The sequence below is a fragment of the Aliiruegeria haliotis genome, assembly GCF_003003255.1.
GTDB lineage: Bacteria > Pseudomonadota > Alphaproteobacteria > Rhodobacterales > Rhodobacteraceae > Tropicimonas > Tropicimonas haliotis.
Map to the genome: position 1 here is coordinate 102,859 of NZ_PVTD01000006.1, position 25,145 is coordinate 128,003.

22 protein-coding genes are annotated in these 25,145 nt (G+C 64.7%); 14 read left to right on the forward strand and 8 right to left on the reverse strand.

The annotated features are described in order from the left end of the window. Position 1: 1 nt before the first annotated feature. Genes CLV78_RS14980 through CLV78_RS14995 form a run of 4 tightly spaced genes read right to left on the reverse strand, consistent with a single transcriptional unit; the run spans position 2 to position 4,464 of the window. The gene (locus CLV78_RS14980; RefSeq protein WP_106205640.1) at positions 2 to 1,330 is read right to left on the reverse strand and encodes an NAD(P)/FAD-dependent oxidoreductase; all 1,329 of its coding nucleotides are present in this window, start codon (positions 1,328 to 1,330) and stop codon (positions 2 to 4) included. Continuing rightward, positions 1,327 to 2,826 (reverse strand): aldehyde dehydrogenase, encoded by a 1,500-nt coding sequence (locus CLV78_RS14985; RefSeq protein WP_106205641.1) that lies wholly within the window; start codon positions 2,824 to 2,826, stop codon positions 1,327 to 1,329. Before CLV78_RS14985 ends, CLV78_RS14980 begins: the two co-directional genes overlap by 4 nt. A gap of 2 nt (positions 2,827 to 2,828) precedes the next feature. Continuing rightward, positions 2,829 to 3,746: a dihydrodipicolinate synthase family protein gene (locus CLV78_RS14990; protein ID WP_245925088.1), complete on the reverse strand. Its 918-nt coding sequence runs from the start codon at positions 3,744 to 3,746 to the stop codon at positions 2,829 to 2,831. Positions 3,747 to 3,753: 7 nt separating this feature from the next. Then, positions 3,754 to 4,464: a GntR family transcriptional regulator gene (locus CLV78_RS14995; RefSeq protein ID WP_106205643.1), complete on the reverse strand. Its 711-nt coding sequence runs from the start codon at positions 4,462 to 4,464 to the stop codon at positions 3,754 to 3,756. A gap of 95 nt (positions 4,465 to 4,559) precedes the next feature. Here CLV78_RS14995 and CLV78_RS15000 point away from each other — a divergent pair, with 95 nt between their 5' ends. Then, positions 4,560 to 5,540: a GlxA family transcriptional regulator gene (locus CLV78_RS15000; protein ID WP_106205644.1), complete on the forward strand. Its 981-nt coding sequence runs from the start codon at positions 4,560 to 4,562 to the stop codon at positions 5,538 to 5,540. On the opposite strand, the gene CLV78_RS15005 is transcribed toward CLV78_RS15000, so the two are convergent. From CLV78_RS15005 to eutB, 3 genes are all read right to left on the reverse strand, one after another. Continuing rightward, positions 5,534 to 6,277 carry a 1-(5-phosphoribosyl)-5-[(5-phosphoribosylamino)methylideneamino]imidazole-4-carboxamide isomerase gene (locus CLV78_RS15005; RefSeq protein ID WP_106205645.1) on the reverse strand — a complete coding sequence of 248 codons (744 nt, stop codon included), beginning with the start codon at positions 6,275 to 6,277 and terminating at the stop codon, positions 5,534 to 5,536. The genes CLV78_RS15000 and CLV78_RS15005 overlap by 7 nt on opposite strands. 237 nt (positions 6,278 to 6,514) lie before the next feature. Then, the gene (locus CLV78_RS15010) at positions 6,515 to 7,507 is read right to left on the reverse strand and encodes a cyclodeaminase (RefSeq protein WP_106205646.1); all 993 of its coding nucleotides are present in this window, start codon (positions 7,505 to 7,507) and stop codon (positions 6,515 to 6,517) included. Then, positions 7,497 to 8,504: a hydroxyectoine utilization dehydratase EutB gene (gene eutB, locus CLV78_RS15015; RefSeq protein ID WP_106205647.1), complete on the reverse strand. Its 1,008-nt coding sequence runs from the start codon at positions 8,502 to 8,504 to the stop codon at positions 7,497 to 7,499. Before eutB ends, CLV78_RS15010 begins: the two co-directional genes overlap by 11 nt. Before the next feature lie 366 nt (positions 8,505 to 8,870). Here eutB and argE point away from each other — a divergent pair, with 366 nt between their 5' ends. From argE to CLV78_RS15035, 3 genes are all read left to right on the forward strand, one after another. Beyond that, complete coding sequence (gene argE / locus CLV78_RS15025; protein ID WP_106205649.1) at positions 8,871 to 10,025, forward strand: acetylornithine deacetylase; 1,155 nt, start codon at positions 8,871 to 8,873, stop codon at positions 10,023 to 10,025. A gap of 382 nt (positions 10,026 to 10,407) precedes the next feature. Further along, positions 10,408 to 11,046: a DUF1326 domain-containing protein gene (locus CLV78_RS15030; RefSeq protein WP_106205650.1), complete on the forward strand. Its 639-nt coding sequence runs from the start codon at positions 10,408 to 10,410 to the stop codon at positions 11,044 to 11,046. 18 nt (positions 11,047 to 11,064) lie between these two features. Beyond that, the gene (locus CLV78_RS15035) at positions 11,065 to 11,886 is read left to right on the forward strand and encodes a DUF2182 domain-containing protein (RefSeq protein WP_106205651.1); all 822 of its coding nucleotides are present in this window, start codon (positions 11,065 to 11,067) and stop codon (positions 11,884 to 11,886) included. A gap of 249 nt (positions 11,887 to 12,135) precedes the next feature. Here CLV78_RS15035 and CLV78_RS15040 read toward each other — a convergent pair whose 3' ends face one another. Further along, a complete protein-coding gene (locus tag CLV78_RS15040; RefSeq protein WP_106205652.1) occupies positions 12,136 to 13,776 on the reverse strand; it encodes a hypothetical protein in 1,641 nt (546 codons plus the stop codon). Positions 13,777 to 14,222: 446 nt separating this feature from the next. Between CLV78_RS15040 and CLV78_RS15045 the strand changes: the two genes are divergently transcribed. The 10 genes from CLV78_RS15045 to CLV78_RS15090 all read left to right on the forward strand — a co-directional run bounded on the left by CLV78_RS15045 (position 14,223) and on the right by CLV78_RS15090 (position 25,100). Then, positions 14,223 to 14,600 carry a hypothetical protein gene (locus CLV78_RS15045; protein WP_146136704.1) on the forward strand — a complete coding sequence of 126 codons (378 nt, stop codon included), beginning with the start codon at positions 14,223 to 14,225 and terminating at the stop codon, positions 14,598 to 14,600. Between the two features lie 498 nt (positions 14,601 to 15,098). Further along, complete coding sequence (locus CLV78_RS15055; protein WP_211300999.1) at positions 15,099 to 15,518, forward strand: DUF411 domain-containing protein; 420 nt, start codon at positions 15,099 to 15,101, stop codon at positions 15,516 to 15,518. A gap of 351 nt (positions 15,519 to 15,869) precedes the next feature. Beyond that, the gene (locus CLV78_RS23915) at positions 15,870 to 16,019 is read left to right on the forward strand and encodes a hypothetical protein (protein ID WP_158263548.1); all 150 of its coding nucleotides are present in this window, start codon (positions 15,870 to 15,872) and stop codon (positions 16,017 to 16,019) included. 52 nt (positions 16,020 to 16,071) lie between these two features. Continuing rightward, positions 16,072 to 17,463 (forward strand): multicopper oxidase family protein, encoded by a 1,392-nt coding sequence (locus CLV78_RS15060; RefSeq protein WP_211301000.1) that lies wholly within the window; start codon positions 16,072 to 16,074, stop codon positions 17,461 to 17,463. A gap of 473 nt (positions 17,464 to 17,936) precedes the next feature. Continuing rightward, the gene (locus CLV78_RS15065) at positions 17,937 to 18,254 is read left to right on the forward strand and encodes a FeoA family protein (RefSeq protein WP_106205657.1); all 318 of its coding nucleotides are present in this window, start codon (positions 17,937 to 17,939) and stop codon (positions 18,252 to 18,254) included. Continuing rightward, positions 18,238 to 18,429, forward strand: coding sequence for a FeoA family protein (locus tag CLV78_RS15070; protein WP_281261151.1), 192 nt, complete (start codon positions 18,238 to 18,240; stop codon positions 18,427 to 18,429). The genes CLV78_RS15065 and CLV78_RS15070 overlap by 17 nt, the downstream gene beginning before the upstream one ends. Then, positions 18,429 to 20,756 (forward strand): Fe(2+) transporter permease subunit FeoB, encoded by a 2,328-nt coding sequence (gene feoB / locus CLV78_RS15075; protein WP_106205659.1) that lies wholly within the window; start codon positions 18,429 to 18,431, stop codon positions 20,754 to 20,756. Before CLV78_RS15070 ends, feoB begins: the two co-directional genes overlap by 1 nt. A 7-nt stretch (positions 20,757 to 20,763) precedes the next feature. Beyond that, positions 20,764 to 21,003, forward strand: coding sequence for a FeoC-like transcriptional regulator (locus tag CLV78_RS15080; RefSeq protein WP_245925089.1), 240 nt, complete (start codon positions 20,764 to 20,766; stop codon positions 21,001 to 21,003). A gap of 310 nt (positions 21,004 to 21,313) precedes the next feature. Further along, on the forward strand, positions 21,314 to 22,273 hold the full coding sequence (locus tag CLV78_RS15085) for an EF-hand domain-containing protein (protein WP_106205661.1): 960 nt from the start codon (positions 21,314 to 21,316) through the stop codon (positions 22,271 to 22,273). An 88-nt stretch (positions 22,274 to 22,361) separates the two neighbouring features. Continuing rightward, on the forward strand, positions 22,362 to 25,100 hold the full coding sequence (locus tag CLV78_RS15090) for a cation-translocating P-type ATPase (protein WP_106205791.1): 2,739 nt from the start codon (positions 22,362 to 22,364) through the stop codon (positions 25,098 to 25,100). The last annotated feature ends 45 nt before the right edge of the window (positions 25,101 to 25,145 follow it).

Here is a 25,145-nt window from a genome sequence, read left to right on the forward strand (position 1 = left end):
GTCACTCGCGGCCGGCGCGCCATTCCTTCCACCGAAGCGTGGCGTTGGCGCCAATGGTGGCAAGGGGTTCGGGTGGCAGGCGCTTCGGCGCCTCCATCGCGGCGAATGCGCGGGTGATCTCGCTCACTTCTCCCAAGGCCATTTCAGCGGCGGACATGCCCGCCAGCGTCCCTTTCGACGTGCCGAGCCCGTTCTGGCAGATGGCGGAAAAAACGCCGGTCGCCACCTCGCCATGTGCCGGCACCCCGTTCCAGCTCAGACAGAGATGCCCGGCCCAGCGGTACTGTATGCCCGTTTCGGCAAGCATTGGAAACCGTTCGATGAACTTGCGGTCATGCAGGCGTCCCGCCGCAGCGATGGCGCTGTTGGAGACCTCCATCGAGGGATCGCAGGTGAAACGGCTCCGTATGACAATGCGTCCGCCTCCCTCGCCATCAATACGCCGCACGGTGGTTCCCATCGGATCAGCCGGTGTCGCGCCCCAGCGTCGCGCGCCACCCAAAGCGCCGTCGGGGAGCGGTTCGGTCATCGAGGCATACGTAAAAAAATGCAGCAATCGCCGGGCAAAGAAGCCGAAGCTTTCAGCGTGGCCGTTGTTGGCTAGGATGACCTTTTGCGCGCGTAGACTGGCGCGCGAGGTCTCCAGCCGCCAGCCCTCGCCGTCTCGCAGGATCCCGGTTACCGGGCTGTCCTCGTGGAGCGCGATCGCCGGGGTCAACCCGGCAGCGAGACCGCGGATATAGGCCGCCGGTTGCAACATCACGGTGCCGGGCGTGAAGAGCCCGGAACTGTAGTATTCGGTGCCTGTCAGGGCCGCCATTTCTGCGGCATCCAGCAGCCGGTGATCCTCTCCCATCTTTGCAAGGTGCGCAGCGTAGTCCCGGTTGTGCCCGTCACCGGCGGGCGTGGCAGCGGCGTTGATCTTGCCACAGGGGTCGAATGCATCGCGCCCCAGCCCATAGTCGTCCGCCGCCGCCGCCGCGAAGGCAATGGCGGCCCGGGTGAGCCGGGTCTGCTCGGCGTCCCTGTCTTCGGTGCCGGCGTAGCTCTCGGAGGCCAGATCGTGTGGCAGGTCGATCATGAAGCCGGAGTTGCGTCCCGCCGGGCCGTCCCCGACCCGGCCTGCCTCGAGAACCGCTACCTTCAGCCCGGGATCGATCTGGATCAGGCGCCGGGCGGCGGACAGGCCGGCAAAGCCCGCTCCGATGATTGCTATGTCCGCAGTTGCGTCCCCGTCCAGAATCCGCGCGGGCGGGGGCGGTGGCAGCAACCGGTTCCACCCCGCTGACCCGGGCTGTTTCGGCAGCCTGCGCGCGGTGTAGCGTGTCATCCCACCGCCTCGTCGTCATCGTCGGCCAGGTCCACCCAGATCGTCTTGAACTGGGTGTACTGATCATGAGCGTGCAGGCCATTGTCGCGGCCGCCGAAACCCGAGGTCTTGTAGCCGCCAAAGGGAGTGGAAATATCCCCCTCGCCAAAGCTGTTCACAGTGACCGTGCCCGCCCGCAATGCCCGCGCCCCGCGCAGGGCCCGCTTAATATCGGTGGTGAAGATGGACGCCGCGAGGCCGTACTCCGTCTCGTTTGCCAGAGCGATGGCCTCGTCCAGGCCCTGCACTGTCTGGACCGCAAGCACGGGGCCGAAAATCTCCTCCCGCGCGGCAGCCGACAGGGGTTCGACGTCCATGATCGTCGGATGGACCCAGGCGCCACCTTCTGTCGCGCCACCAAGATGGGTCCGTGTCCCGGCATCGAGATAGGCGGCGACCTTTTCGAAATGCGCCCGTGACACCAGCGCACCTACGCGTGTGCCCGGGTCCAGCGGGTCGCCCACGGACCATTCGCGGGCATGGGCAAGGATGCGGGCAAGCAGTGCGTCCTTCACGTCGGCATGCACGATCAGCCGCGAGGTGGCGGAACAGTTTTCACCCATGTTCCAGAAAGCGCCGTTGACCACGTGAGCCGCAACGCGGTCAAGGTTTCCGGCATCCTCCAGCACGATGCAGGGATTTTTGCCGCCCATCTCCAGAACCACTTCCTTGATGTTGCTGTCCGCGGCATAGCGCAGGAACCGGCGCCCGGTTTCGGTGGAGCCGGTGAAAGACACCATGTCCACGTCCATGTGTCGTCCCAGAGGCTCGCCGACCTCTGGGCCGGTCCCGGGCACCACGTTGAAAACGCCCTTCGGGAGGCCCGCCTCGACGGCCAGTTCGGCCACGCGCAGCGCGGTCATCGAGGTTTCCTCCGCCGGCTTCACAACCACGGAACAGCCGGCTGCCAGCGCCGGGCCGATCTTCCAGGCGAGCATCAGCAGCGGGAAGTTCCACGGCAACACCAGCCCGACCACGCCCACCGGCTCCCGCACGATCATCGCAATATGGTTGTCGGAGGGGGGCGAGACCTGGTCGTAGATCTTGTCGATGGCCTCCGCGTGCCATTTCAGGCAATGGATGGTCTCGGGGAGGTCGACCGTCTCGCAATCAAGGATCGTCTTGCCGGACTCCAGGCTCTCCAGCACCGCCAGTTCCCGCGCGTTGCGGTTGATCAGCTTCGCCAGCCGGATCAACACGTCCTTGCGCTCGGGTGGCGCGCGTTTCGACCAGCGACCATCCTCGAACGCCTCCCGCGCCTTTCCCACGGCGAAGTCAACATCTTCGGCGCCGCAGGCGGCAATCTCGGCAAGTACCTCTCCGGTGGCGGGGTTGATCGTCTCGAAGGTCGCCCCGGACGCGGCCGGACGGTAGACGCCATCGACAAAGGCCGTGGTCGGCAGGAGCAACCCGCGCGCGATGGACTTGTATTCCTCGTGGGTCAGCAGGTTCTCCATGGTCAGCCCTCCGCCTCGATGTCCGCGATGGTCCGCTTGAGGACCCGCACAACCTGTTCCAGTTGCCGCTTGTCGTCCTTGTTGAGCGCCTTGAGCGGCGGGCGGGGCGGGCCGGCCATGAACCCGGCCATCTCCACCCCGTGCTTCACGCATTGAATGAACTTGCCACCCTGTTCCAGAACGCGCATCAGCGGCATCATCGCCGACATGATCCTCCGGCCCTTGGCGAAGTCGCCTTGCACTGCGCAGGCTCGCCATAGCGCGATGTGTTCGCCTGGCAGGAAGTTCGATCCGGCGCAGACCCAACCCGGCGCACCCCAGGCAAAGAACTCCAACGCCTGGTCGTCCATGCCGCAGAGCATCTGGATATGCGGGTAGTCGCGCGCCAGCGTGTGCACCCGATTGATATCTCCGGAGCTTTCCTTGATCGCGCAGATATTGTGCGAGCGGCCCACCCGGTCGAGGAAAACGTCGCCCATGAACGTGCCGGTGCGGCCGGGGTAGTTGTAGAGCATGATCGGCAGATCCGCGGCGCGATCGATGGCCAGCACGTTGAGCGCGTTTTCCTGCTCCGTCGGGACGGCATAGGGGGGCGAGGCGACGAGGATCGCATCGGCCCCCATCTCCCGCGCCGCTTCGGCAAGCGCAATGCTGTCAGCGGTGCGCATGGCACCTGTTCCCACAATCAGTGGTAACCTTCCGTCGAGCCGGTCCCGTGTGAAACGTGCGAGACTCACACGCTCGTCGACGGTCTGGGCATAGTTCTCCCCGGTGGAGCCGCCGGAGATCACCCCGTGGACGCCCGAAGCCACGAGATGCTCGATCACCGTTTCCAGCGCGTCGAGCCGAACGGTGCCATCGGCATCGTAGGGCGTCACAATGGGAGTGTAGATCCCGGAAAAGGTCATCCTGGGTGTCATCGCGTGCTCACTGGGCAGCGGTTCGGGGCACGGTGCCGAGCGGCGCGTCGAGTCCTTGTGGCATCACGAAACGTTCGATCTCGTCGCGCGACAACGCCCAATGCGCCTGCGCCAGCGTGGCGGCCGCCGTCGGGTCGCGGGTCTCGATTGCCGCGATCATCGCGTCATGCTGGCGTGCGGCTTCCGACAATGTCTCGGCGCGTGTCTCCGAATGGGCGCGGAAGAAAGTCATGCCGATCCGTGCGTGATCGATCAAAAGGCGGTGGAAACTGGGCAGAAGGTAAAGGTTATCGGCCATCTCTCCCGTCACCCGGTGAAACCGGTCATTGGCCAGTGTGCGATCTGCAACATCCTCCGCGGCAAGCGCAGCACGGAAGTCCCGCTGCGCCGCCTTGAGATCGCGGAGCTGTTGAGGGGTCGCGTTTGTTGCGGCCAGTTGCAGCACCGCGCCGTAGATCATCGGGGCGGCAAGGAAGAAATCGCGCAGTGTCTTGTGGGACATATCGGACACCTGCGCGCCGCGGTTCTGGCGCTGGGCGATGTAGCCCTCGCCCGCGAGTTGCTGCATCACCTCGCGCAGGGGCGTCCGGGACATACCGTAGCGCGTACAGAGCCCGGCTTCGTCCAGCGGTGTACCGGGCGCGATCTCCAGCAGGAGGATGGCGCGGCGCAGATCCGCGCAGGCGATGGCTTTCGGTGTGGGGGCAGGTTCGGTCATGAATTCCGGTTCTGATCGGCATATATTCTGTATACAATTTGTATTTGCACTTACCCAATGTAGAACAGAAGAAACGCGAACAGCACACGGCACAAATGGACGGGTCAGCGGCAGAAACCGACATCCAGGGCTTTACCATCCTTCTTGTCGAGGATTTCACACATCTTGCCTTCTCCTGTGCGATCGAGCCGCTTCGCATTGCAAACCTGATCAATGGCAGCCCGCTCTATAGCTGGCGGCTGGTGTCGGAGACCGGGACCGAGGCCACCTGTTCGAACGGAACGCGGACGATTGTCGATTGCGGTCTTGAGCCTGTGCCGGCGGGGGACATCCTGCTGATCCTCTCCGGGATCAACGTGGAGCGGCAGATCACCCCGAAGCTGCTTGCCTACATCCGACGCGAGAGGGCGCGCGGCACGAGAATCGGAGCGCTCTGCTCCGGGGCATACGTGCTGGCGAAGGCGGGGCTGCTGGATGGACGCCGCGCCACGATCCACTGGCAGTTTCATGACAGCTTCGAGGAACTGTTCCCGGAAGTCCGCCTGATCCGAAGCGTCTATGTGCCCGATGCCAAGTACCCGACGGCGTCCGGCGGTACGGCCACGGCGGATCTGATGCTGCACCTCATCGGTCGCGCGCATGGCGAAGAGCTTGCCATCGCCGTGGCCGACCAGATGCTCTACAACGCCGCCCGCAACGCCGATGCCGCTCAGCGGTACTCCCTGCAATCGCGCTACGGGTTGCGAAACACCCATATCGCCGACGCGGTTCGCCTGATGACCGACCGGATGGAGGACCCGATGTCGCCCTCCGAGATCGCGGCGGAGCTGGGGATCTCGGCACGGCAACTGGAGCGACTGTTCGGCCGCTACATGAAATGCAGTCCAAAGAAATTCGCCACCGACTTGCGACTGGACCGGGCCCGAAACCTGCTCCTGCAAACCGAATTGTCAGTCACCGAGATCGCCCATGCCTGCGGATTCGGGTCGACGGGGCATTTCTCCCGTGTCTACCGGTCCCGGTTCGAGGTCACGCCGACCCGACAGCGCGCATCGCACCGGCTGGACCGTCACTGAAACTTCGCTGTCGGTCCGGTGGGTTCCGCGACCAGGGCAAGCGCGTCTTCCAAGGCGACGCTCCGGTTGAACAGCGCACGCCCGATGATTGCCCCCGAGATATGCGGCACGTATTTCAACCGTGCAAGGTCGTCGATGGAGCGGGAAAGCCCGCTTGCGATGACCGGCGCCCGGGCGATCTCGGCCATGCGTGTGATCAACGCCAGCGAGTCCTCCGCTTCGTCGAGATCGGCGTCGATGTCGGTCACGATGATCGCCGCGAGCGGATCACTCTCGTACACCCTCAGAAGGTCTTCCGGCTCAAAGCTGCTGGTCTCCCGCCAACCGTTGCTGACGACCTTGCCCTTGTAGACATCGATGGCCAGCACGATCTGGTCCGGAAAAAGCTTGGCGGCCTCTTTTACGATATCGGGGGCGAGCACGGCCAGCGTGCCGACGACAATTCGCCCGGCGCCGGCCTCGATCCAGTCCGCGATGGATTGAAGCGAGCGGAAGCCGCCGCCGAGTTGGACGGATGTGCCGCACTGACCAATGATCTCGCGGAGCAATTCGGTGTTCCGGTCGCTGCCGCCGACACCATCGAAATCGGTGATGTGAATCCATTCGGCGCCCGCCTGTGCAAAGCTGATCGCACGTTCCAGTGGGTCGACATGCCAGATCTGGGGCTCGTCGATATTGCCTCTGAAAAGGCTCACGCAGCGGCCATCGAGCAGTTCGATCGTCGGGTAGAGAATCATCCGTGCCTCCTGTCCAGTCTCGCTTCAGGGTCGGGGCATTGGCGTGGTGCCATTCGTCCGGAAGCGACGCGTTGCAAAGCGCCGCCGCCGTCGGTTCCCGGTTTTCGCTCGGGGAGCAAGGCGGCGCCTCTCAATCGCGAGTATACATGATCTCCCTGCGCCGCCGCTTGATGGTCGGCGCGGTCGCTTCGGAGGCGGGGTCGGGTGGGATCGGTGCGTGGCCTGTCGGCAATTGGGTCACACGCCGATGGTGGCTCCGAGGCCGAGCCGCATCGCGGCGTCGCGCGCGAGCGTCGCTATGGCCGTATCCTGCACGCCGGTTCCGGTCAGGTCGCATATCGTCCTGTCGGAGTCGCTCTGTCGCCCGTGTGCTGTCCCGTACAAAAGCGATCCCAGTTCGACCGGTGAGACCTGCGCCTGAAGGCTGGCAGCGCATGCGGAGGACAATTCCCCCATGGTTTCGCATTGGCTGATGCGATCGCAGACATAGAGGTCGGCGGCGGCGAGGATCGCGGGGGCGATCTCGTTCTTGCCGGCCTGATCGGACCCCATCGCGGTGATGTGCATACCCGCGCGCAAGGCGCCGGTTTGCAGCAAGGGCGCGCGTGCCGGTGTGGTCGTGATCACAAGCTGGGCCTGCGCGGCAAGCGCCGCCGGGCTTTCGGAAATTGCGGCCTCGATCCCCAGCAACGAGGCGATGTCCCGCGCGCAGGCCTCCGCCTTGTTGCGGTCGCGCCCCCAGACCAACGCCCGGCGAAAGGGGCGCACCAAATGCGCCGCCTGCATCTGCAACCGCGCCTGCACGCCGGTGCCAAGTACGCCGGCGGTCTCTACCTCGCTCGGCGCGAGGTGGCGGGCGGCGACGGCGCCAGCAGCGGCGGTGCGGATGTCGGTCAGATAGCCATTGTCCAACAGCAGTGCCTCGACCAACCCGGTGCGGGCGGAGAACAGGATCATCAGCCCGTTGAGGCTGGGCAGGCCGATCAGAGGGTTGTCGAAGAAACCGGGACTGACCTTGATGGCGAAGCTGTCAAAACCGGGGATATAGGCCGTCTTGACGTCCACCTCCCCGTTTGCCGCGGGCAGTTCCATGGACAGCACGGGCGGCATGACGACCTTACCGCCGCCCAATTCGCGGAATGCGCGTTCGATGCAATCCACCGCTGCAAGGTCAAGTGGTACGGCCTTGCGAAGGTCGGCTTCGGTCAGGATGGTCACGTCACGGGTCATGGCGGTGTCCTTCGATTCTCCGGTCTCCAAGAACGACAGCCTCTCCGTTGATGATCTTCGTGAACAGGTCCATGTCGAGGTTGCGTCCGGTGAGTATCGTGGCGACCGGGCCAGCGGGTGCCGGCAGTTTGCCCGCCATCGCCGCAGCGATTCCCACGACGCTGCCACCCTCGGCCACGATCCGATCTTCGAAATAGAGCGCCTGCATGGCGCGGTAGATGTCTTCTTCGGTGACCAGAACGGATCCGTCGAGCAGGTCGCGACACATCCCGAGAGTGAACCGGTTGGACGCGCCGATCCCACCGCCGAGGCTGTCGGCGAGGCTCGGGACCTCGTCCACCTCGACCGGGTGGCCGGCCTGAAGGGACAGGTGCATCGCCGCACCACGATCCATGGTGATCCCGATGACACGAAGGCGCGGGCTCAGCGTCTTGGCGGCGAGGGCCACGCCGGCGGCCAGCCCGCCACCCGAGAGTGGCACCAGCAGCATCTCGAGGTCCGGCCGTGCTTCCAGGATCTCCAGCCCGATCGTGCCCTGTCCGGCGATGACCTTGGGGTCGTCGAAGGGCGGGATTTCGGCCAACCCCTCGGTCTGGCAGAGCCGCGTGCAGGCCCGCTGCGCGTCATCCTGGCTTTGCCCCTCGATCCGCACCTCCGCCCCGAGCGCGCGAATGCCCGCGACCTTTGCGTCGGGCACCAGCGTGGACATGCAGATGACCGCCCTCAACCCGTGTTCCCGAGCCGCATAGGCCACGCCACGCCCGTGATTTCCGGTGGAACAGCAGGTCACCCCGGCGACGTCATCCGGCAGGGCCATGATCGCGTTCATGGCACCCCGCAGCTTGAAGGCGCCGATGGGCTGCGCGATCTCAAGCTTCAGAAAGGCTTCCGTCCCCAACAGACCGGAGAGCAGGGGAGATGGCACCATGGGGGTCGCGTCCGCCCTGCCGCGCAAAACGGCACGCGCGGCAAGGATATCCGACATTTCCGGCCGCATGGCGCCCCCGTGGCTGGCTTGGACTTGACACCGGGAGCGCGCCTCCCGCTATGGTGTTCACCAGATCACGCCACACGTTCGCCTGTCAACGCGACCGGGTGGGGCGGTTCTCCGCAACAGATTGAAAAGGCTCCGCTCCGGGGCCGGACCCCCGCGCCAGTCGGCATCGCATGGAGGAGCACGCATGACCGCAAAGACGAATTTCCTCTGGGGCGGGCCCCTGATCGGCCGTGCGCCGTGCAGGGCATGCCAAGCCGGGCAGGGGCCATGGATGGCGGCGTCGGCCCATGAGGGTTTGGAGAGGATCGGGACCCTCCCGGGGCCTTGTGCGCGCAGGCCCGCAAGCGGCCTTGTGAAGGCATGAGCATGGACCGGCTTTCCCACGCCATCGCGATTCTCGACGACCTGATCGCCTACCCGACCGTCTCTTCGGAGACGAACCTCGAGATGATCGTCCACCTTGCCACGCTTCTGTCGGAAGCCGGCGCTCATGTGGACCTGTTCCACGACCGCTCCGGCCTCAAGGCCAATCTCTTTGCCACGCTTGGCCCGGAGGGGCCGGGCGGGATCGTGCTGTCGGGTCATACCGATGTCGTCCCCGCTGAAGGGCATGGCTGGAGTGCAGACCCGTTCCGCATGTGCAATCAGGATGGGCGTCTCTATGGTCGCGGCAGTTGCGACATGAAGGGGTTCATCGCGGCCACCCTGGCCTGCCTGCCGGACTTCGCCGCGGCGGACCTGCGCCGACCGCTGCATTTCGCCTTCACCTACGATGAGGAGGTCGGCTGCCTCGGGGCGCGGCAGCTTGTGGATGAGTTGCGGCACCGGAAGATCGCGCCAGCCATGGCCATCATCGGTGAGCCGACCGAGATGCGCATCATCGAGGGGCACAAGGGCTGCAACGAATACACGACCCGTTTCATCGGTACGGAAGGGCATGGCTCGGCGCCGGAGAGCGGGGTGAACGCAGCGGAATTCGCGGCGCGCTTCGTGCAGCACCTGCTGACCACGCGGGAGGATTTGCGCGAACGGGCTCCAGCGGACAGTCGGTTCGAGCCGCCCTGGAGCACGTTGAATGTGGGGCAGATCCATGGTGGTACGGCGCGCAACGTTCTTGCCGGGGAGGCGGAAGTCGAGTGGGAGACCCGGCCCGTGGCGGCGGCGGATGCCGCGTTTGTCAGCGAGGCCATGGAGGATTTCTGCACCAACGTCCTGCTGCCGGAAATGCGCCGGATCGCGCCGGACGCCCGGATCGAGACCGAGGTCATCGGCGAGATTGCCGGTCTCGTGCCAATGGCGGAGAACGCGGCGCGCGACCTCGTGGCGCGGCTGACGGGTGAGAACGCGGCCGATCTCGTTGCGTTCGGCACGGAGGCTGGGCTGTTTCAGGCGTTGGACATGTCGGTTGTCGTCTGCGGCCCGGGATCGATCACCCAGGCACACCAACCCGATGAGTTCCTGGAGATTGCGCAGCTCGACCGCTGTATCGACATGCTTGTCGGGCTGGTCCGACAGCCCTGATTGGGTCTGGTCTGGCTGATGGCCACCTTGCGCCCGCTACGCGACACCTGCGGTTCACGCTGCGGCTCCCTTGTGGCCGATACCAAGCGGTGGAGGGGCGCCCTTCGCAGATCCCATGACGGTGCCGCAACGGCCCCGAGTAGCCCGGGCGACGGGCAAAAGGCCGGGCTTGGAAAGGGAGGTATTGCGAACCACGGCGGTCGGAGTTGCGAGCGCTCCACTGATGGCAGCAAGGCCGGGATAATGGGCTTCAAGGGAAGGAGACGCGGCGCTACGGTGCCGCCCCGGCGCCTGTGTTGCGGCGCGGCATTTGGCAGTGCGGCGTGAGGCCCGGGGTCTTTCGTGGTACACTTGCCCCTTCGCTGACATAGGGAGAAGATCCATGACCCCTTGGGAAATCCACGGACAGGAGTTGGCCAATTGCAATTGTGATGGCGGGTGCCCCTGCCAGTTCATGTCGTTGCCGACGCAGGGCAATTGCCAGGCGGCCGCAGCTTTCAGGTTCGACTCCGGGCGCCATGGAGATGTCGACCTGGGCGGCACGAAGGCCGCGATGGTGCTCAGTTGGCCCGGCCCTATCCATGAAGGAGACGGCACCATGCAGATCATCATTGACGAGAGTGCGAGCGAGGCGCAGCGCGACGCGCTCTACAGGATCATGACCGGCGAGGACACGAACGACATGGCGACCATGTGGTGGGTATTCGCGGCCATGTCCCCGAACAAGCTCAAGACGTTGTACCGGCCGATCGACCTGCAGATCGACATGGAAGGCCGCACCGGAAAGTGCGTTGTTCCTGGTGTTTTCGAAACTGAGGCCGAACCGCTCCGTAACCCGGTGACAGGCGACCCGCACCGGGCACGCATCAACCTTCCGCACGGCTTCGAATACCGCGTGGCCGAAATCGCAAAGGGGTCCACCAGGACCAGCGGCGCAATCAGCCTTTCGCAGGTCCGTGACAGCCATGTCCACATCGTTGACATCCACCTGTCCAATGCAGGTGTTCTCGAAGCGGCCTGATCACAGCGGGATCGGGACATGCAACAGGTCAGCGTGGTCGAACGCTTCCTGAAGCGCGACAGGATGCTGCTTGGTCTTCTGATCGGCCTCCTGTTCGTGCTTGCGGGGATATACACGATCGTCGGAGTCGGCATGAACATGTCGGCTCTGGAGATGACGGCGATGCGCGGTATGCGGGACATGGCGGGTCCGCGAACTCCGGGCGATTGGAGCTTGGCCTATGCCGGGCTCGTCTTCCTGATGTGGTGGGTCATGATGATTGCGATGATGCTGCCAAGCATCGCGCCAATGGTCCTTCTGCATTCCGCATTGGCGCGCCGTTGCGGTCGCGGGCAGTCAACGGCCGCAACGTCTTTGATGTTCCTGTGCGGGTATCTCGCGGGCTGGGGCGGCTTCGCGCTGGCGGCGACCATCGCACAATGGGCGATGGAGTGGGGCGGGATGGTATCGCCATCCATGATGACACTGATCGAGAGCGTCCCGGGGGGCGTGGTCCTGATCGCGGCGGGGATCTTCCAGTTCACATCGCTCAAGGAGACCTGCCTTGAGCATTGCCGATCCCCTGTCAGGTTCCTGACCGAGCGGGGGCGTGCGGGCGCGGGCGGTGCGTTCCGGATGGGCGTGGAACACGGCAGCTTTTGCGTAACCTGTTGCTGGGGTCTTATGGCGCTGCTTTTCGTCGGTGGCATCATGAACCTGTTCTGGATCGTCGGCCTTGCAGCCTTCGTGGCACTGGAGAGGCTGAGCCCGGTCGGGCCCCGCCTGTCCCGCTACGCTGGTGCCGTGCTCGTTATCTGGGGCTGCCTTGTCATTGCCGCGTCGCTCTGGCCCCATACATGATCCCATCGACGGGCGCCGAACTACCGGGTGCGAGTTGCCTGCCCCGATCACCGGTGCGGCAGCGTTTGGATCCGGTCCGGCAACGGTGGTCTGCGTTCGGTGATCCTGACAGGCGTCGTATCCAGTTGCTCTGCTGATATGCACCAAGCCGCCCCGCTCGGCAGAGTCCGGAAAGCTTGGAGGATCTGCCGGTGTGCATTCTACGGATCCGGCAGATCCATTTGGTGAAGCCGCCGCCGGCGCTGGTCGTCAGGCCGCAGCCGCCTTTCTGCAATAGCAGGACGCGCGGATCGGAACCGTTGCGCGCGCGGCCGCCTGATCGAGTTGCTGTCGGACATGGGCGGCCTCGACCCGCTCGCCCCGGCGCACGAGGCACTCATGCAGTCCATGGAGACTCCAGACATTGCGCGGATGCTGGCAGGCGCGTGGCAACGTGGCGTCGAGGCCGAGATCGGCTCGGTACACGGCCTCGGCCTCCTCGTGGTGCCCGGCGTCCATCAGCAAGGCGCCGAGCGCATGGCGGGTTGGTTGCATCCAGCCCCACGGCTCGTCGTAGATCAGGCTGTCGTCCAACTCCACCGATCGGCGAAGATGCGCGAGCCCTTCGTCGGTCCGGCCGGCCTTGTAGGCCACCTCGCCATCCATCATCGCCTCGCCGATCAGCAACACATCGTCGGCAGTGTTGTTGAACACGTACCAGTCTTCCGGCACGGACTTCCGGGCGGCGACCGCGGCTTCACGGTCCCGGGCAGCATCATCATGCCGGCCCAGGTTGGCACAGGCGATCGCGCGCGCCTGGTGCATGGCGGCGGTGGTGTAGCAATAGAGCGTCCTGTCCTCCGGGAAAGGCTCATCGAGGATCGCCTGCCATTGGCCGAAGCGGATCATGACGTGGATTTTCTTGCCGTAGAAACTCTCGAATAGTTCCGGCATGAACCGGACGACCTCGTCGGGCAGCATGCGCATCAGCTCTTCCGACGCGGCGAGTGCGACCTCGGGCTGTCCGAGGAACATCGCGCCGTAGGCTTCGAAATGAACGTTGTGAACCCGGTAGACGGTATAGAAATTCTGCGCGCCGGCATGAGCCAGGTAGCTGCGGTCGACTTTCGCGGCCCGGCGGTTCCTGTCGACCACGTTCTGATAGTCGCCGCAAAGCACATCGATATGGGTTGCCATGTGAACCAGATGGCCGCTGTCCGGCACAAGATCGACGAGCCGGTCGCCGTGGCGCAACGCAGCCTCCGGGGTCGGGGACATTTCCATCAGGTGGATATACATGTGCAACAGGCCAGGATGGTCCCACGCCGCGGCAGTGTCGCCGAAGGCCTTTTCCAGTGCCGCCTGCGCGCGCACCGTCGTCGCGCCTTCCGCGGGGGTCCCGGTCGCGAGATCCCAGAGCAGCCACGGGGTCCGGTTCATGTGGGCCTCGGCATAGATGGTGACGACGTCGAGATCGTCGGGAAAGGCGCTGTACACGCTCTCCATCGCTTCCGAGAAATCGTCGTTCCACGGGCCGTAGTCCTCTATCTCCGGATCGGTCGGGAAACGCTCCGCGAGCGCGTCGATCAGTGCAATTTCAACTGGCGAGAGCGTGTCGCGGAGGGATCTGGCATCAGCAATCGCCTTGTGGGCACGCTCCAGCGTGGCGACCCGCTCCGCGGCGTCAAAGAACTCCCAGGGCTTGTTGTAGTTGGGGCCGATGGCATAGGCGACGCCCCAATGGGCCATTCCGCAACCGGGATCCGCCTCCAGCGCGCTTTCGAAACACGCTGCGGCTTCCTCGTGATTGTAGCCATAGAGCCAGACCAGCCCGCGGTTGAAAGCTGCCTGAGCGTCGGGCGAGGACGTCGTGACTGCACGGGAATACGTGCCCAGATCGAAATGCGTCATGTTACCTCCAGCGGTTCGGGAGCAGAAATGTGGGCACCAATACCGGTGCCGCGATGAACCAAATGCGCGGGTGACAGGGTATCACACCGGGGCGTTCTCGTCAGCGGCCGGGGCAGCGGGTGTCTGCAGCGCGGCTCGGACTGATCGAGTGCGCCGAACCGCTCCAAATGTGGCGGAGGCCTTCTGGCGTTGTCTTGGCACGGGCGGCGGGGTCGCGGCGTGCGGGGCAGGGCTGTCCGGCGCGGACACGGGCGCCGCGCTGTCGGTTGTCGCCCGGCAAGCACGTTCTCGTACGCAGCCCGCTTCCGCTCATGCGGGAAACCCGACAGGGTGCCGTCTGCACGCCGGTTCTGCCGCTAGAGCGTCGAGGGGCGGTAACAGCGTAGGGCGGCGAGGCATGCCGCCGATGTTCGTGGATTGCGGCCGTCCGAACCCGGGGTGATCGCGTGTCGACAATTCCACTGCGGGCGACAATACTAGCGCCGATGACGTTCCCGGCCAGATTCCTCTCCGTTTGCCTGCTTGCCGCCTTCCTTCTGGGGACGGTGTACCAGGTTGCGGCTGCCGGGATGATGGTGACCATGGATATGCCGGGCGCAGCACATGCGCAGATGGAGACCATGTCCTGCGCCGATTGCGATCACGACACCCGGGATGGGGCCTCGGAGTGTGGTGGGGCCTGCGTTTCCGTGCAGATGGCCTCCCTGCCGGTGGATCTGTGCGTCCCCTCGATCAGAAGAACCGGCAAGGTTGCCTTGCCGGAGGCGCGGTTTCGAACCCGGGTCGACCTCCCAGCCGAAACGCCACCTCGATCCCTGTCCTGATGTGATTCACCGCGCCGGGCTGCGGCGCACGTGACGAGGTTCGAGGCGAGGCCAAAAGGGATGCGCCGGAACCTCACCCCCATTGGACAATGGAACATGACAGAAATGACAGAACGACGGCTCGACCAGCCCAGCATCCCATGTGGTGCATCCGGCGGCTGTTACCATGCAACACCCGGGCGCCCGCCCGCCACAGGATCGTCGGACAAGTGGTCCGCCAGACCCGGCAGCCGTGCCTCCACCGTAGACGGTGCCAGCCTAGCAAGGTGCAGTGGAGATGGTGAGCGAGACGCTTTGGGGGTGGATGACCTGATCGCCGCCGCTGTAGCGCCCAACCGCATGACACTCGGTCAACCGCCGGTACCGGTGACCCTTGCGGAAATGCCGGGGTATTGGCCTGCGTTGTCCGACCCTGACTTCCGCCCGATTCCGACGACACCGCTGCATTGCAACCACGCACACCGTGCCGCTGTCGCGATCTTCTGAAGGAAACACCTGATGCAAAAACTAACACTTGCGGTTCTCGCGCTGGTCGCCACGCCCGCATTCGCCGCCGAACCGGTCACGATCTATCGCGATCCGAGTTGCGGCTGTTGTGGCGAATGGGCGGACTACATGAAAGACCACGGCTATGACGTTACGGTCATTGACGACACGAATGTCGCGGAGCGTGCGATGGCCGCCGGCGTGCCTGAGCGTGGCCTCTCCTGCCACCATTCCGAGATCGGCGGCTACGAGGTTCATGGCCACGTTCCGGAGAAGGTGATCGCCCGGCTGCTCGCGGAGCGGCCAGCCATAACCGGCGTGATCCTTCCGGGTATGCCGGAGAACTCACCCGGTATGGCGAGCGAGGAATACGGAACGCTCAAGGTCTTTTCCTACGGGCCGGACGGAATCGCCGTCTACTCCAATGAGTAGGCGCCGCCCCGACTGCGCGTCCTGGGTGCCAGCAATCCCGGGCGATGGCGTTGCGCCGGGCAGAGCCTCGGAGTGAACGCCGGTTTGCCGAGTGTGGGTGCTGCGGTGCCCGCATTCGGCAGCTACGGGACAGGCGCGCACCAATTGCGCCGCACAATCCGCTTCGTCAATTCGGAGCTCCTCACCGGCGGATGCGGAACAGGCAGCACAAGCGCCAAGACACCGGGCGGATGGGGCCGGATGGGTGGCTCAACCGCCTAACCCCCCTCGGGCAACATTCTGGAGGGCGGCCGGGTGCAACGGCCGGCCAAGGGAAGCAGCGAAGACAGGACATGGAGCAGGACACGGGACATGAACCTCGTCTTCGCGCTGCGCACTGGCGTGATGCCCGATTGCGATGCCTTCGGGGGCGCGATGGGCGAGGTTATTCAGGGCGGGACCGGGTTTCTCGAACAGCGAGACCTGATCGCGATGGCGACCTATCTTCTTGATGCGGACTGATACATCCTGCGGATCGAAGCCGGACCGCGGAGTGCAAGGAGGACACAGGACAATGATTTCACGCAGATCCATGCTGAGCGGCACTGCGGCGCTCCTGACCGCCCCGCTGGTGTCGCACCGCGCCATGTCGAGCGATGCGCCGGTGGAGGCGCTCGTAGCCGCCCCGGCCAGGGTCCAGATCGCCCCGGAGGGCTATCCGCAAACGGAGGTCTGGAGCTACGGCGGCACGGTGCCCGGTGCAGAGATCCGGGCGCGGCAGGGGGATCGCCTGCGTCGTCGGCTGGTCAACTCACTGTCTGAACCGACCTCGGTGCATTGGCATGGTATCCGCATCGACAATGCGATGGATGGCGTGCCGGGCGTGACGCAGAAAGCCGTGCCACCGGGTGGCACGTTCCTCTGCGACTTCGACCTGCCCGACGCCGGCACCTATTGGTACCATTCGCACAACCAGTCCTACGAACAGGTTGCGCGCGGTCTTCAGGGCCCTCTGATCATCGAAGAGGCCGATGGGCCGGATGTCGACCGTGAGGAGGTTCTGGTGCTCGACGACTTCCGGCTCGACCCGGAGACGGGTGGAATCGTAGGCTTCGCCAACATGCATGACTTCAGCCATGGCGGTCGCATCGGCAATATCGCGGTGACCAACGGAGTCTTCAACAAGACGCTTGCCGTGAAGCAGAACGAACGCCTGCGGTTGCGCCTGATCAATTCGGCGAATGCGCGGATTTTCGATCTGCGGTTGCAGGGGCTGACCGGCTGGATTGTCGCGCTGGACGGGATGCCGCTGGAAAGGCCACAGCCGGTTCCGGACAGGCTGCTTCTGGCACCTGCCCAGCGTGCCGATCTGATTGTCGATGTGACCGCCGAAGACGGGGGGGAGGCGCATCTTGTCCGCTTCGACCGGGAGGAGGCCTTCAGCCAGGTCCTGTTCGACGTGAAGGGCAGGGCATCAACGGCCACACGACCCGCGCCCGCCGCCTTGCCGCCCAACCCCGACATGGCCATCACCGGACTGCACGATGCGCTCCAGAGCACGCTCCGCATGGAAGGCGGGGCGATGCGAGGGTTCCAATCGGCCCGCATGGACGGTCGGGAGGTGGGCTTCCGCGAGGCCGCGCAGGCCATGAACTTCTGGGCGCTGAACGGTGTTGTCGGCATGCCCGATGCGCCCTTGCTGACGGCCGACCGTGGACAAACCGTTCGGGTCGCGATGCAAAACGACACGGCCTTCCCGCACGGGATGCACCTGCACGGGCACCACTTCCGCGAGGTGCTCGCCGATGGCAGCCTGGGGCCGATGCGGGACACGCTGTTGATGTTTGCCGACGAGCGCCGGGAGATCGCCTTTGTTGCGCATAATCCCGGTGACTGGGTGTTCCACTGCCACATGCTGAGCCATGCAGCTTCCGGAATGATGACCCGGATCAAGGTGCTGGCCTGACCGTTCGCGCAAGACAGGACGATGCAGCCGGGCATACGGGATGCGTGCATGCGCGAGGTGATCGCCGCTGACCGGATGGCCGGTCGGGACAAATGATCCGCGCCGCGCTTTTCGCGGGCCTCGGGGTGTCGGCACCACCCTGTGCCAACCGTAGAAAACCGCCTCGGGTTGATCGTCGTCTTCAGGGGGGCGACACTGCTTGGTCCCGATGCCGGCAGTCACCCGCAATGTGTCCCGCCGACCCGAGGCATGGTCGCCCAACCGCCCCGGAGACCTGTTTGGCGGCCTTTCGCAGGGACAGCCATTGCCGCGCCGACAGACAAGGCGACGCAATTTGCATGTGCGACATGCGAATTTGACCGAGGTCAAGGAAGTGTTTTTGTCGGATAGATACAGAAGCGCAGTGTTTTTGTCGGGAAGCAAATGTGCCGACGGCGAATGCGCTGTGAAACAACGACTTTCGGAGTCCGGGAATGAGCCTGTACGGAATGCCGCTTGCGCTGACCTCCCTCGGCGACCTGCTCGAAGTGACCGCGGTCGCCGGTGGACGGGCGATGCAGAGGCGGCTTGGCGATCTCGGCGTGGCCGTCGGGCAGACCCTGGAAGTTGTTCAGAAAGGCAGCGGCGGCCAGATGGTTGTTGCCGTGGGCGATGCAAGGTTCGCCCTGGGACAGGGGATGGCCCAGAAAATTCTGGTGACGCCGTCAAGGAAACAAGGATACGCGCGAAATGGATGTGAAGCTAAAGGACCTTGCCGTCGGAGATCGTGCCGTCGTGGCTGGTTTCGTTGAAGGACGAAAGGCGTATCGACAGAAGCTACAGTCGATGGGGCTCATCCCGGGCGCGGAGTTCGACGTCGTTCGCGTTGCGCCGCTTGGCGATCCGGTCGAGATCACGGTGCGGGGGTTCGCGCTGAGCCTGAGGAAGGGCGAGGCGGACGCGTTCGACGTTCGGAAGGTCTCCTGATGACCGAATTCACCATGGCAATTGCCGGCAATCCGAATTGCGGCAAGACGACACTTTTCAACGCGCTGACCGGCGCGAACCAGTATGTCGGCAACTGGCCGGGGGTCACGGTCGAAAAGAAAGTGGGCGCGTTTTCTCACAAGGGTGTCTCCATCGACCTCGTGGATTTGCCTGGTGTCTATTCGCTCAGCGTGGCCGGCGGGGCGACATCGCTCGATGAACGGCTGGCGCGGGACTACCTGGTTTCGGAGAAACCGGACCTCGTGATCAACGTGCTCGACGCGTCGAACCTTGAACGCAACCTTTACCTGACGGCGCAATTGCTCGAAATGGGCGCGCCCATGATCGTGGCGCTCAACATGATGGACGTGGCGCGCGGGCGGTCCATCGAAGTCGATGCCGATCAACTGGCGGCGCATCTCGGATGTCCCGTGATCCCGGTCGTGGCCTCCACCGGGATCGGCATCGAGGCATTGCAGGACACTGCGCTCGCCACGGCCAGAGGGAGACGCGACGTGCGAGGGGACGTGGCGTTCGGCGAGATCCTCGAAGCGAGTATCGACCGGCTGTCGAAAGAGATCGGCGCGTCCATCGAAAATGCCGATCCGCGCTGGCTCGCGATCAAGCATCTGGAAGGCGACGAGCTTTGCCCTGGCATGACTGACCCGGCACTTCACGGCGCTGTGCAGGCGGAACGCGAGGCGCTTGAGGCGACGCTTGGAATGGAGGCGGACACCGCGATCGCCTGTGGCCGCTACGATTTTGTCACCCGCATTGCCCGCGACAGCATGCGCCGTACGACAGAGTTGAACCGGACGATTTCCGACCGGGTGGACCGGGTCGTGCTCTATCGGCCGCTGGGGATCCCGCTCTTCCTGCTCGTCATGTACCTGATGTTCATGTTCACCATCAACATCGGCGGTGCCTTCATTGATTTCTTTGATATTCTGGCCGGAACGCTCTTCGTGGACGCGCCCGCGGCCCTGTTCTCCGCTATCGGGGTTCCGGACTGGCTGAACACGCTTCTGACCACGGGGATCGGCGGCGGTATCCAGACAGTGGCCACGTTCATTCCGATTGTCGGCTTCCTGTTTCTGTTCCTCTCGGCGCTGGAGGATTCCGGCTACATGGCGCGGGCGGCTTTCGTGATGGACCGGTTCATGCGGTTCCTCGGGCTTCCGGGCAAGAGCTTCGTGCCACTGATCGTCGGCTTCGGCTGCAACGTCCCTGCCATCATGGCGACACGGACGCTGGAGAACCAGCGAGACCGGACGATGACAATCATGATGGCGCCGTTCATGTCCTGTGGGGCGCGGCTTCCGGTCTATGCCCTGTTTGCGGCGGCATTCTTTCCCACCGGCGGTCAGAACCTGGTGTTCGCGCTCTACCTGATCGGTCTGGCCGCCGCCGTCGGCACGGGGCTGGTGCTCAAGAAAACCTTGCTTCAGGGGGAGGCCGCTCCGTTCGTGATGGAACTGCCGCCCTACCACCTGCCGACGTTGAAGGGACTCATGCTGCGGACCTGGGATCGGCTCAGAACGTTCATCGTCGACGCCGGACAAGTCATCGTCGCCATGGTGCTGGTGCTGGCCTTCCTCAACTCCTGGGGCACCGATGGCAGTTTCGGCAACGAGGATACCGACGCCTCGGTCTTGTCGGAAATTGGCCGGACGCTGACGCCCGTCTTCAGCCCGATGGGGATCTCCGAGGACAACTGGCCGGCCACCGTTGGCGTCTTCACGGGCATCCTGGCCAAGGAAGCCGTGGTCGGAACGCTCAACACGCTCTACGAGGGGCTGTCCGAGGATGGACAAGGCGAAGAAGAGGCCTTCTCCTTCACAGGTGGTGTCGCAGAGGCCTTCGGCACGATCGGCCCCAATCTGCGCGATGCCTTCGGAATGGCGTCGGACCCGCTGGGTCTGGACGTGGGGACCGTGGATGACCAATCCGTTGCCGCCGAGGAACAGGACGTCGCCGTGGGAACCTTCGGCACTATGGCCGCGCTGTTTGACGGCAAGGTCGGGGCCTTCGCCTACCTGTTGATGGTGCTGCTCTACATGCCTTGCGCGGCAACCATCGGCGCCGTCTGGCGGGAAACGACCGCAGGCTGGACCCTGTTCGCGAGCGGCTGGACGATGGGACTGGGCTATGGGTCCGCCGTCCTGTTCTATCAGGTGGCGACATTCGGTGCCCATCCGGCAACCTCGTCGCTGTGGATCGGCGGTGTGTTGGCGGTCTTCGGCCTGTTCGTGCTCGCGCTGCGGGAAATCGGACGGCGCGACCGGGCCAGCGTGTCGCTCGCCCCGGTTGCCGACCCGGGGTCGTGACATGCTGATGGACATCAGGGCATATCTTGAGCGGCATGGATCGGCCAACATCGTCGACCTCTCCAACCACTTCCGCGTCGCGCCGGACGCGATGCGCGGGATGCTGGAGCACTGGATCCGCAAGGGCTCCGTGACGCGGCAGGACTTCGCGCCGTCCTGTTCGGGGTGCGGGACCGGCAGTTGCGGTGGCTGCGGGGTGGCTGCGAGTTTCGAGATCTATCAGGCACGCAAGGCGACGGCGCCGTAGTCGGCGCCCCGGCCAGCTTAGAGGTAGGACATCAGAGGCGGTTCTCGCCTGTCGGCACCCAGTCGGTTCCGGCCCCTGAAAGGCCTGCGGCGAATACTCCGGCGTCCTTCCCGACGATGAGGAACCGCCCAGTGGCGCTCCCTGGCCGAACCGTTGGCAGGCACATCTCCACGTCTCCCACGCGTCGTTCAGTTGTCGACGCTTGCGCGCGCAGCAGACCTGCGGGCGAGGTTTTCTCGCGTCGCGCGACGGAATCCTTTCTCTATTGCGTATTCAGAATATAGCAATCAGATGAGAAGGGCCGTCTCCCATGAAACCGATTTTCCTCGCCGCGATCACGGCTTCGGCGCTGGCTGCCAACCCAGTTCTTGCGCAGGACGATGCATCCGCCGCGCCGGGGGTGAATTTCCTGACCAACTGGGACGCCGACGGCGATGGAACCATTGCCCTCGACGAGCTGATCACGCGCCGCGCCGATATCTTCTCCGCCTTTGACGAAAACGAGGACGGCGCGTTGAGCGCCGAGGAGTTCGGGGTCTACGACCGGACACGCCGGGACTCCATGCAGCGTCCCGAGGACCGTGGAAATGGTCCGGGCCGGGCGGAGCAGGTGCTCGGTCTGTCTGCGTCGGACACCGACGGGAATGGCAGCGTGTCGCTGGAGGAGTTCCTGGCCGCATCCGCCGTCTGGATCGGTGTCATGGACCGGAATGGCGATGACGTTCTGACCGTGGACGACTTTGGTGCCGGCGGCCGTCAGGGTGTCGGCTCTGGACGGGGTCAGGGACATGAGCGTGGGGCCGGTCAAGGTCAAGGCCAAGGCAAAGGCAAAGGCAAAGGCAAAGGTCAGGGTCAAGGCCAAGGTCAGGGGATGGGACGCCATGCGCAGATGCCGGACACCCCATATGCTCAGAAAGGGCGGGACGCAGCGTCCGGGAACGGGCGCACGCAAGGCGGAAACCGGCATCAAGGCATGGCCCCGGATCAACGACAGCGCATGGAGCGTGGGCAGGGTGGCGCCCAGGGCCACGGCCAACAGGGCGGTCAGGGCAAGGGACGCTCGCAGCAGGCTGTGGCCTTTCAGGCATTCGCGACCGCCGATGGGGCGCTCTGGATTGTCGATGAACGGACTGGCGACGTTTTGATGTGCAAGGCCATTCCAGACACGAATACCGCCGCCGGGCTGCGCCCTGTCTGCATTGAAGCCGCGATCCAGCCCCCAGCTAGTGGCACGACTGCACAGCCGCCAACCCGCGGCCGCGACCTTTGATCTGCCGCGAACGTGCCGGTAGACTGGGAGTGCGCCCCGAGGGCCGAGACGTGGCGACGGGACGACAGCGAAGTCGATGGAGTCGATCATGTCGAGCGTCGCACGGACCTTCGGATCGCCCCAACCGGATCGGCTGCCGGCGTGGTCCCGGGACGGTGCGGAGGTGGCTTCCGACTTTTCGGTCACGCCATCGACGGGGCTGGACCCCTCCGAAGCTGCCCGGCGGCGCGCGGAGACCGGTCCCAACCGCCTTGCGGAGGCAAAACCCCTGCCGTCCTGGGTTATGTTCCTGAGGCAGTTTGCCAGTCCGCTGCTGATCATCCTGATCGCCGGATCGATGGTCTCGGCCTTGACCGGGCACCGGGTCGATGCCGTCGCGATCCTGGCCATCGCGATCTTCAACGCTTTCGTCACCCACTGGCAGGAACACAAGGCCGCGCAATCTCTTGCGGCCCTTCGCAGGATGTCGGCCCCGTGGGCCTGCGTTCGCCGAGGCGGGCGACCGGTCGAGATTCCTGCCGCAGATATCGTTCCGGGCGATATCCTGATCGTGAAGGCCGGCGATATTCTCGCGGCGGACATCCGTTTCCTGGTGGCCAGTCGCGTGCAGGTAAACGAATCCACGCTGACCGGAGAATCCGAGCCTGTGGACAAGCAGGCCGATCCGATCCCCGGCGAAGACGTTGCATTGGCGGACCGGTCGAACATGGGCCTCATGAGCACGCAGGTCACCGGCGGCAGTGGCGAGGGGATCGTGGTCGGCACGGGGATGGACACCGAGGTCGGCCGCATCGCCGATCTGATGACCGCGGCCAAAGAGCCCAAGACCCCTTTGCAGCTCAAGATCGGCGTCCTTTCGAGGGTGTTGGTGGTCGCCGCGCTGATCGTCGTGGCAATCGTGATCGGCGTTGGTGTGATCAACGGCATGGGGACCTCCGAGATGCTGAACACGGCGATCTCGCTTTCTGTGGCCGCGATTCCGGAGGGCTTGCCGACAGTGGTGACCATCGTGCTCACGCTCGGCGCGCGGAACATGGCAGCAAGCAATGCGCTGGCGCGGCGCCTGTCCTCGGTCGAGACGCTGGGAAGCACGTCGGTGATCTGCACGGACAAGACCGGCACGCTGACCCAGAACCAGATGCAGGTGATGCGGTGCTGGGTGGCCGGCAAGCGCTGGGACGTCACGGGCGAGGGGTTCTATCCCGAGGGCGCCTTCGTGGACGCCGCCGGGACCGCGGCCGAGATCGACACCGAACCGGACCTGCGAGAAATGCTGTCCGTCTCCGCACTTTGCAATGACGCGCAGCTGGTCGAGGCAGACGGGCGGCCGGCGATCCTGGGCAATCCGACCGAAGGGGCGCTGGTCGTCGCGGCGGCAAAGGTCGGCATTTCCCGGCAGAAGATGCTCGAAGCGAAGGTGCAGATCCTGCGACGCTTCCCGTTCGACGCGACACGGAAAATGATGTCGGTGGTGATGCGGTTTCCGGACGGCCGAACGGTCCTTGGCATCAAGGGCGCACCGGACGTCCTCCTTTCGCGGTCAAGCCATCTGCGCATCGCCGGCGAGACGCTGGAAATGGCGCCGGCCCATCGCGATGCTGTCGAAGCCGTGATCGCGAGCTTTGCGAGCGAGGGGCTGCGGACACTTGCGGTCGCCATCCGGGATCTCTCGGCGAAGGAACCGGACCAGGGAAACCCCGAGAAGAAGCTGGTCTTGCTGGGGATCTACGGGATCATGGACCCGCCGCGTGCCGAAGTGCCCGGTGCCGTTGCCGAGGCCCGTCGCGCTGGCATCCGCACCGTCATGATCACCGGTGACCACGCCGTGACGGCCAGGGCAATTGCCGGGCAAATCGGTATCAGGACCGGCACGGCTCAGACAGTGCACAAGGGCGTGGAACTGGACCTGATGAGTGACGAGAACCTGACGTCGGTCGTGCGCCACGCTGCGGTCTTCGCCCGGGTCACGCCCGAGCACAAGCTTCGCATCGTTCGCGCATTGCAGCGAAACGGCGAGGTCACGGCGATGACCGGCGACGGCGTCAACGACGCGCCGGCACTCAGAGCCGCGGATATCGGCGTTGCGATGGGCCTTTCTGGTACGCAGGTGGGCAAGGACAGCGCGGCGCTGGTGCTGCTGGACGACAATTTCGCGACAATCGTCACGGCCGTGCGAGAGGGGCGGCGGATCTACGACAACTTGCTCAAGTTCATCCGGCAGGAACTGACAGCCAACGTGGCGGAGGTGACGACGATCCTCTTTGCGTTTCTGTTGATGGGCGCGAATCCGTTGCTGCCGGTCACGCCGCTGATGATCCTCTGGGTCAATCTCGTCTCGGACGGCCTTCCGGCGCTTACGCTGGGGTTCGAGGCGGCAGAGCCCGACCTGATGTCCCGTCCACCCCGCCCCCGCAACGAGGACTTTTTCGCGGCCGGAATGAAGGAGCGGATCCTGATCCGTGGGACGCTCGTGGGTTTGCTGACTTTCTATGTCTTCCGGGTGTTTCTGGAACAGGGCGCGACGCTTGACCATGCCCGCACAGCGGCATTCATGACGCTTATCTTCGCGCAGATCTGGCATGTCTTTGATGCAAGGACGACCACGACGCTCTTTCGCAAGTCGCCGCTGGGCAATCGGACGCTGCTGGGCGCCGTGGCGGCGTCAATCCTGCTGTCGCTGCTGGCGACCTATACCGGTGCCGGGCACGTGGTCCTTGGCACCGCGTCTCTTCCGCTTCCGCACCTTGTAGGCACATTCTTCCTGGCCTCGCTGCCGACATTGCTGCTGTCCGGCATCAAGGAGGTTTTCGGGGTGACGTGGCTCTGAAGCGGGATTGGCTCTTTCAGAAATGCGAATCGGCGCGGCATTGCC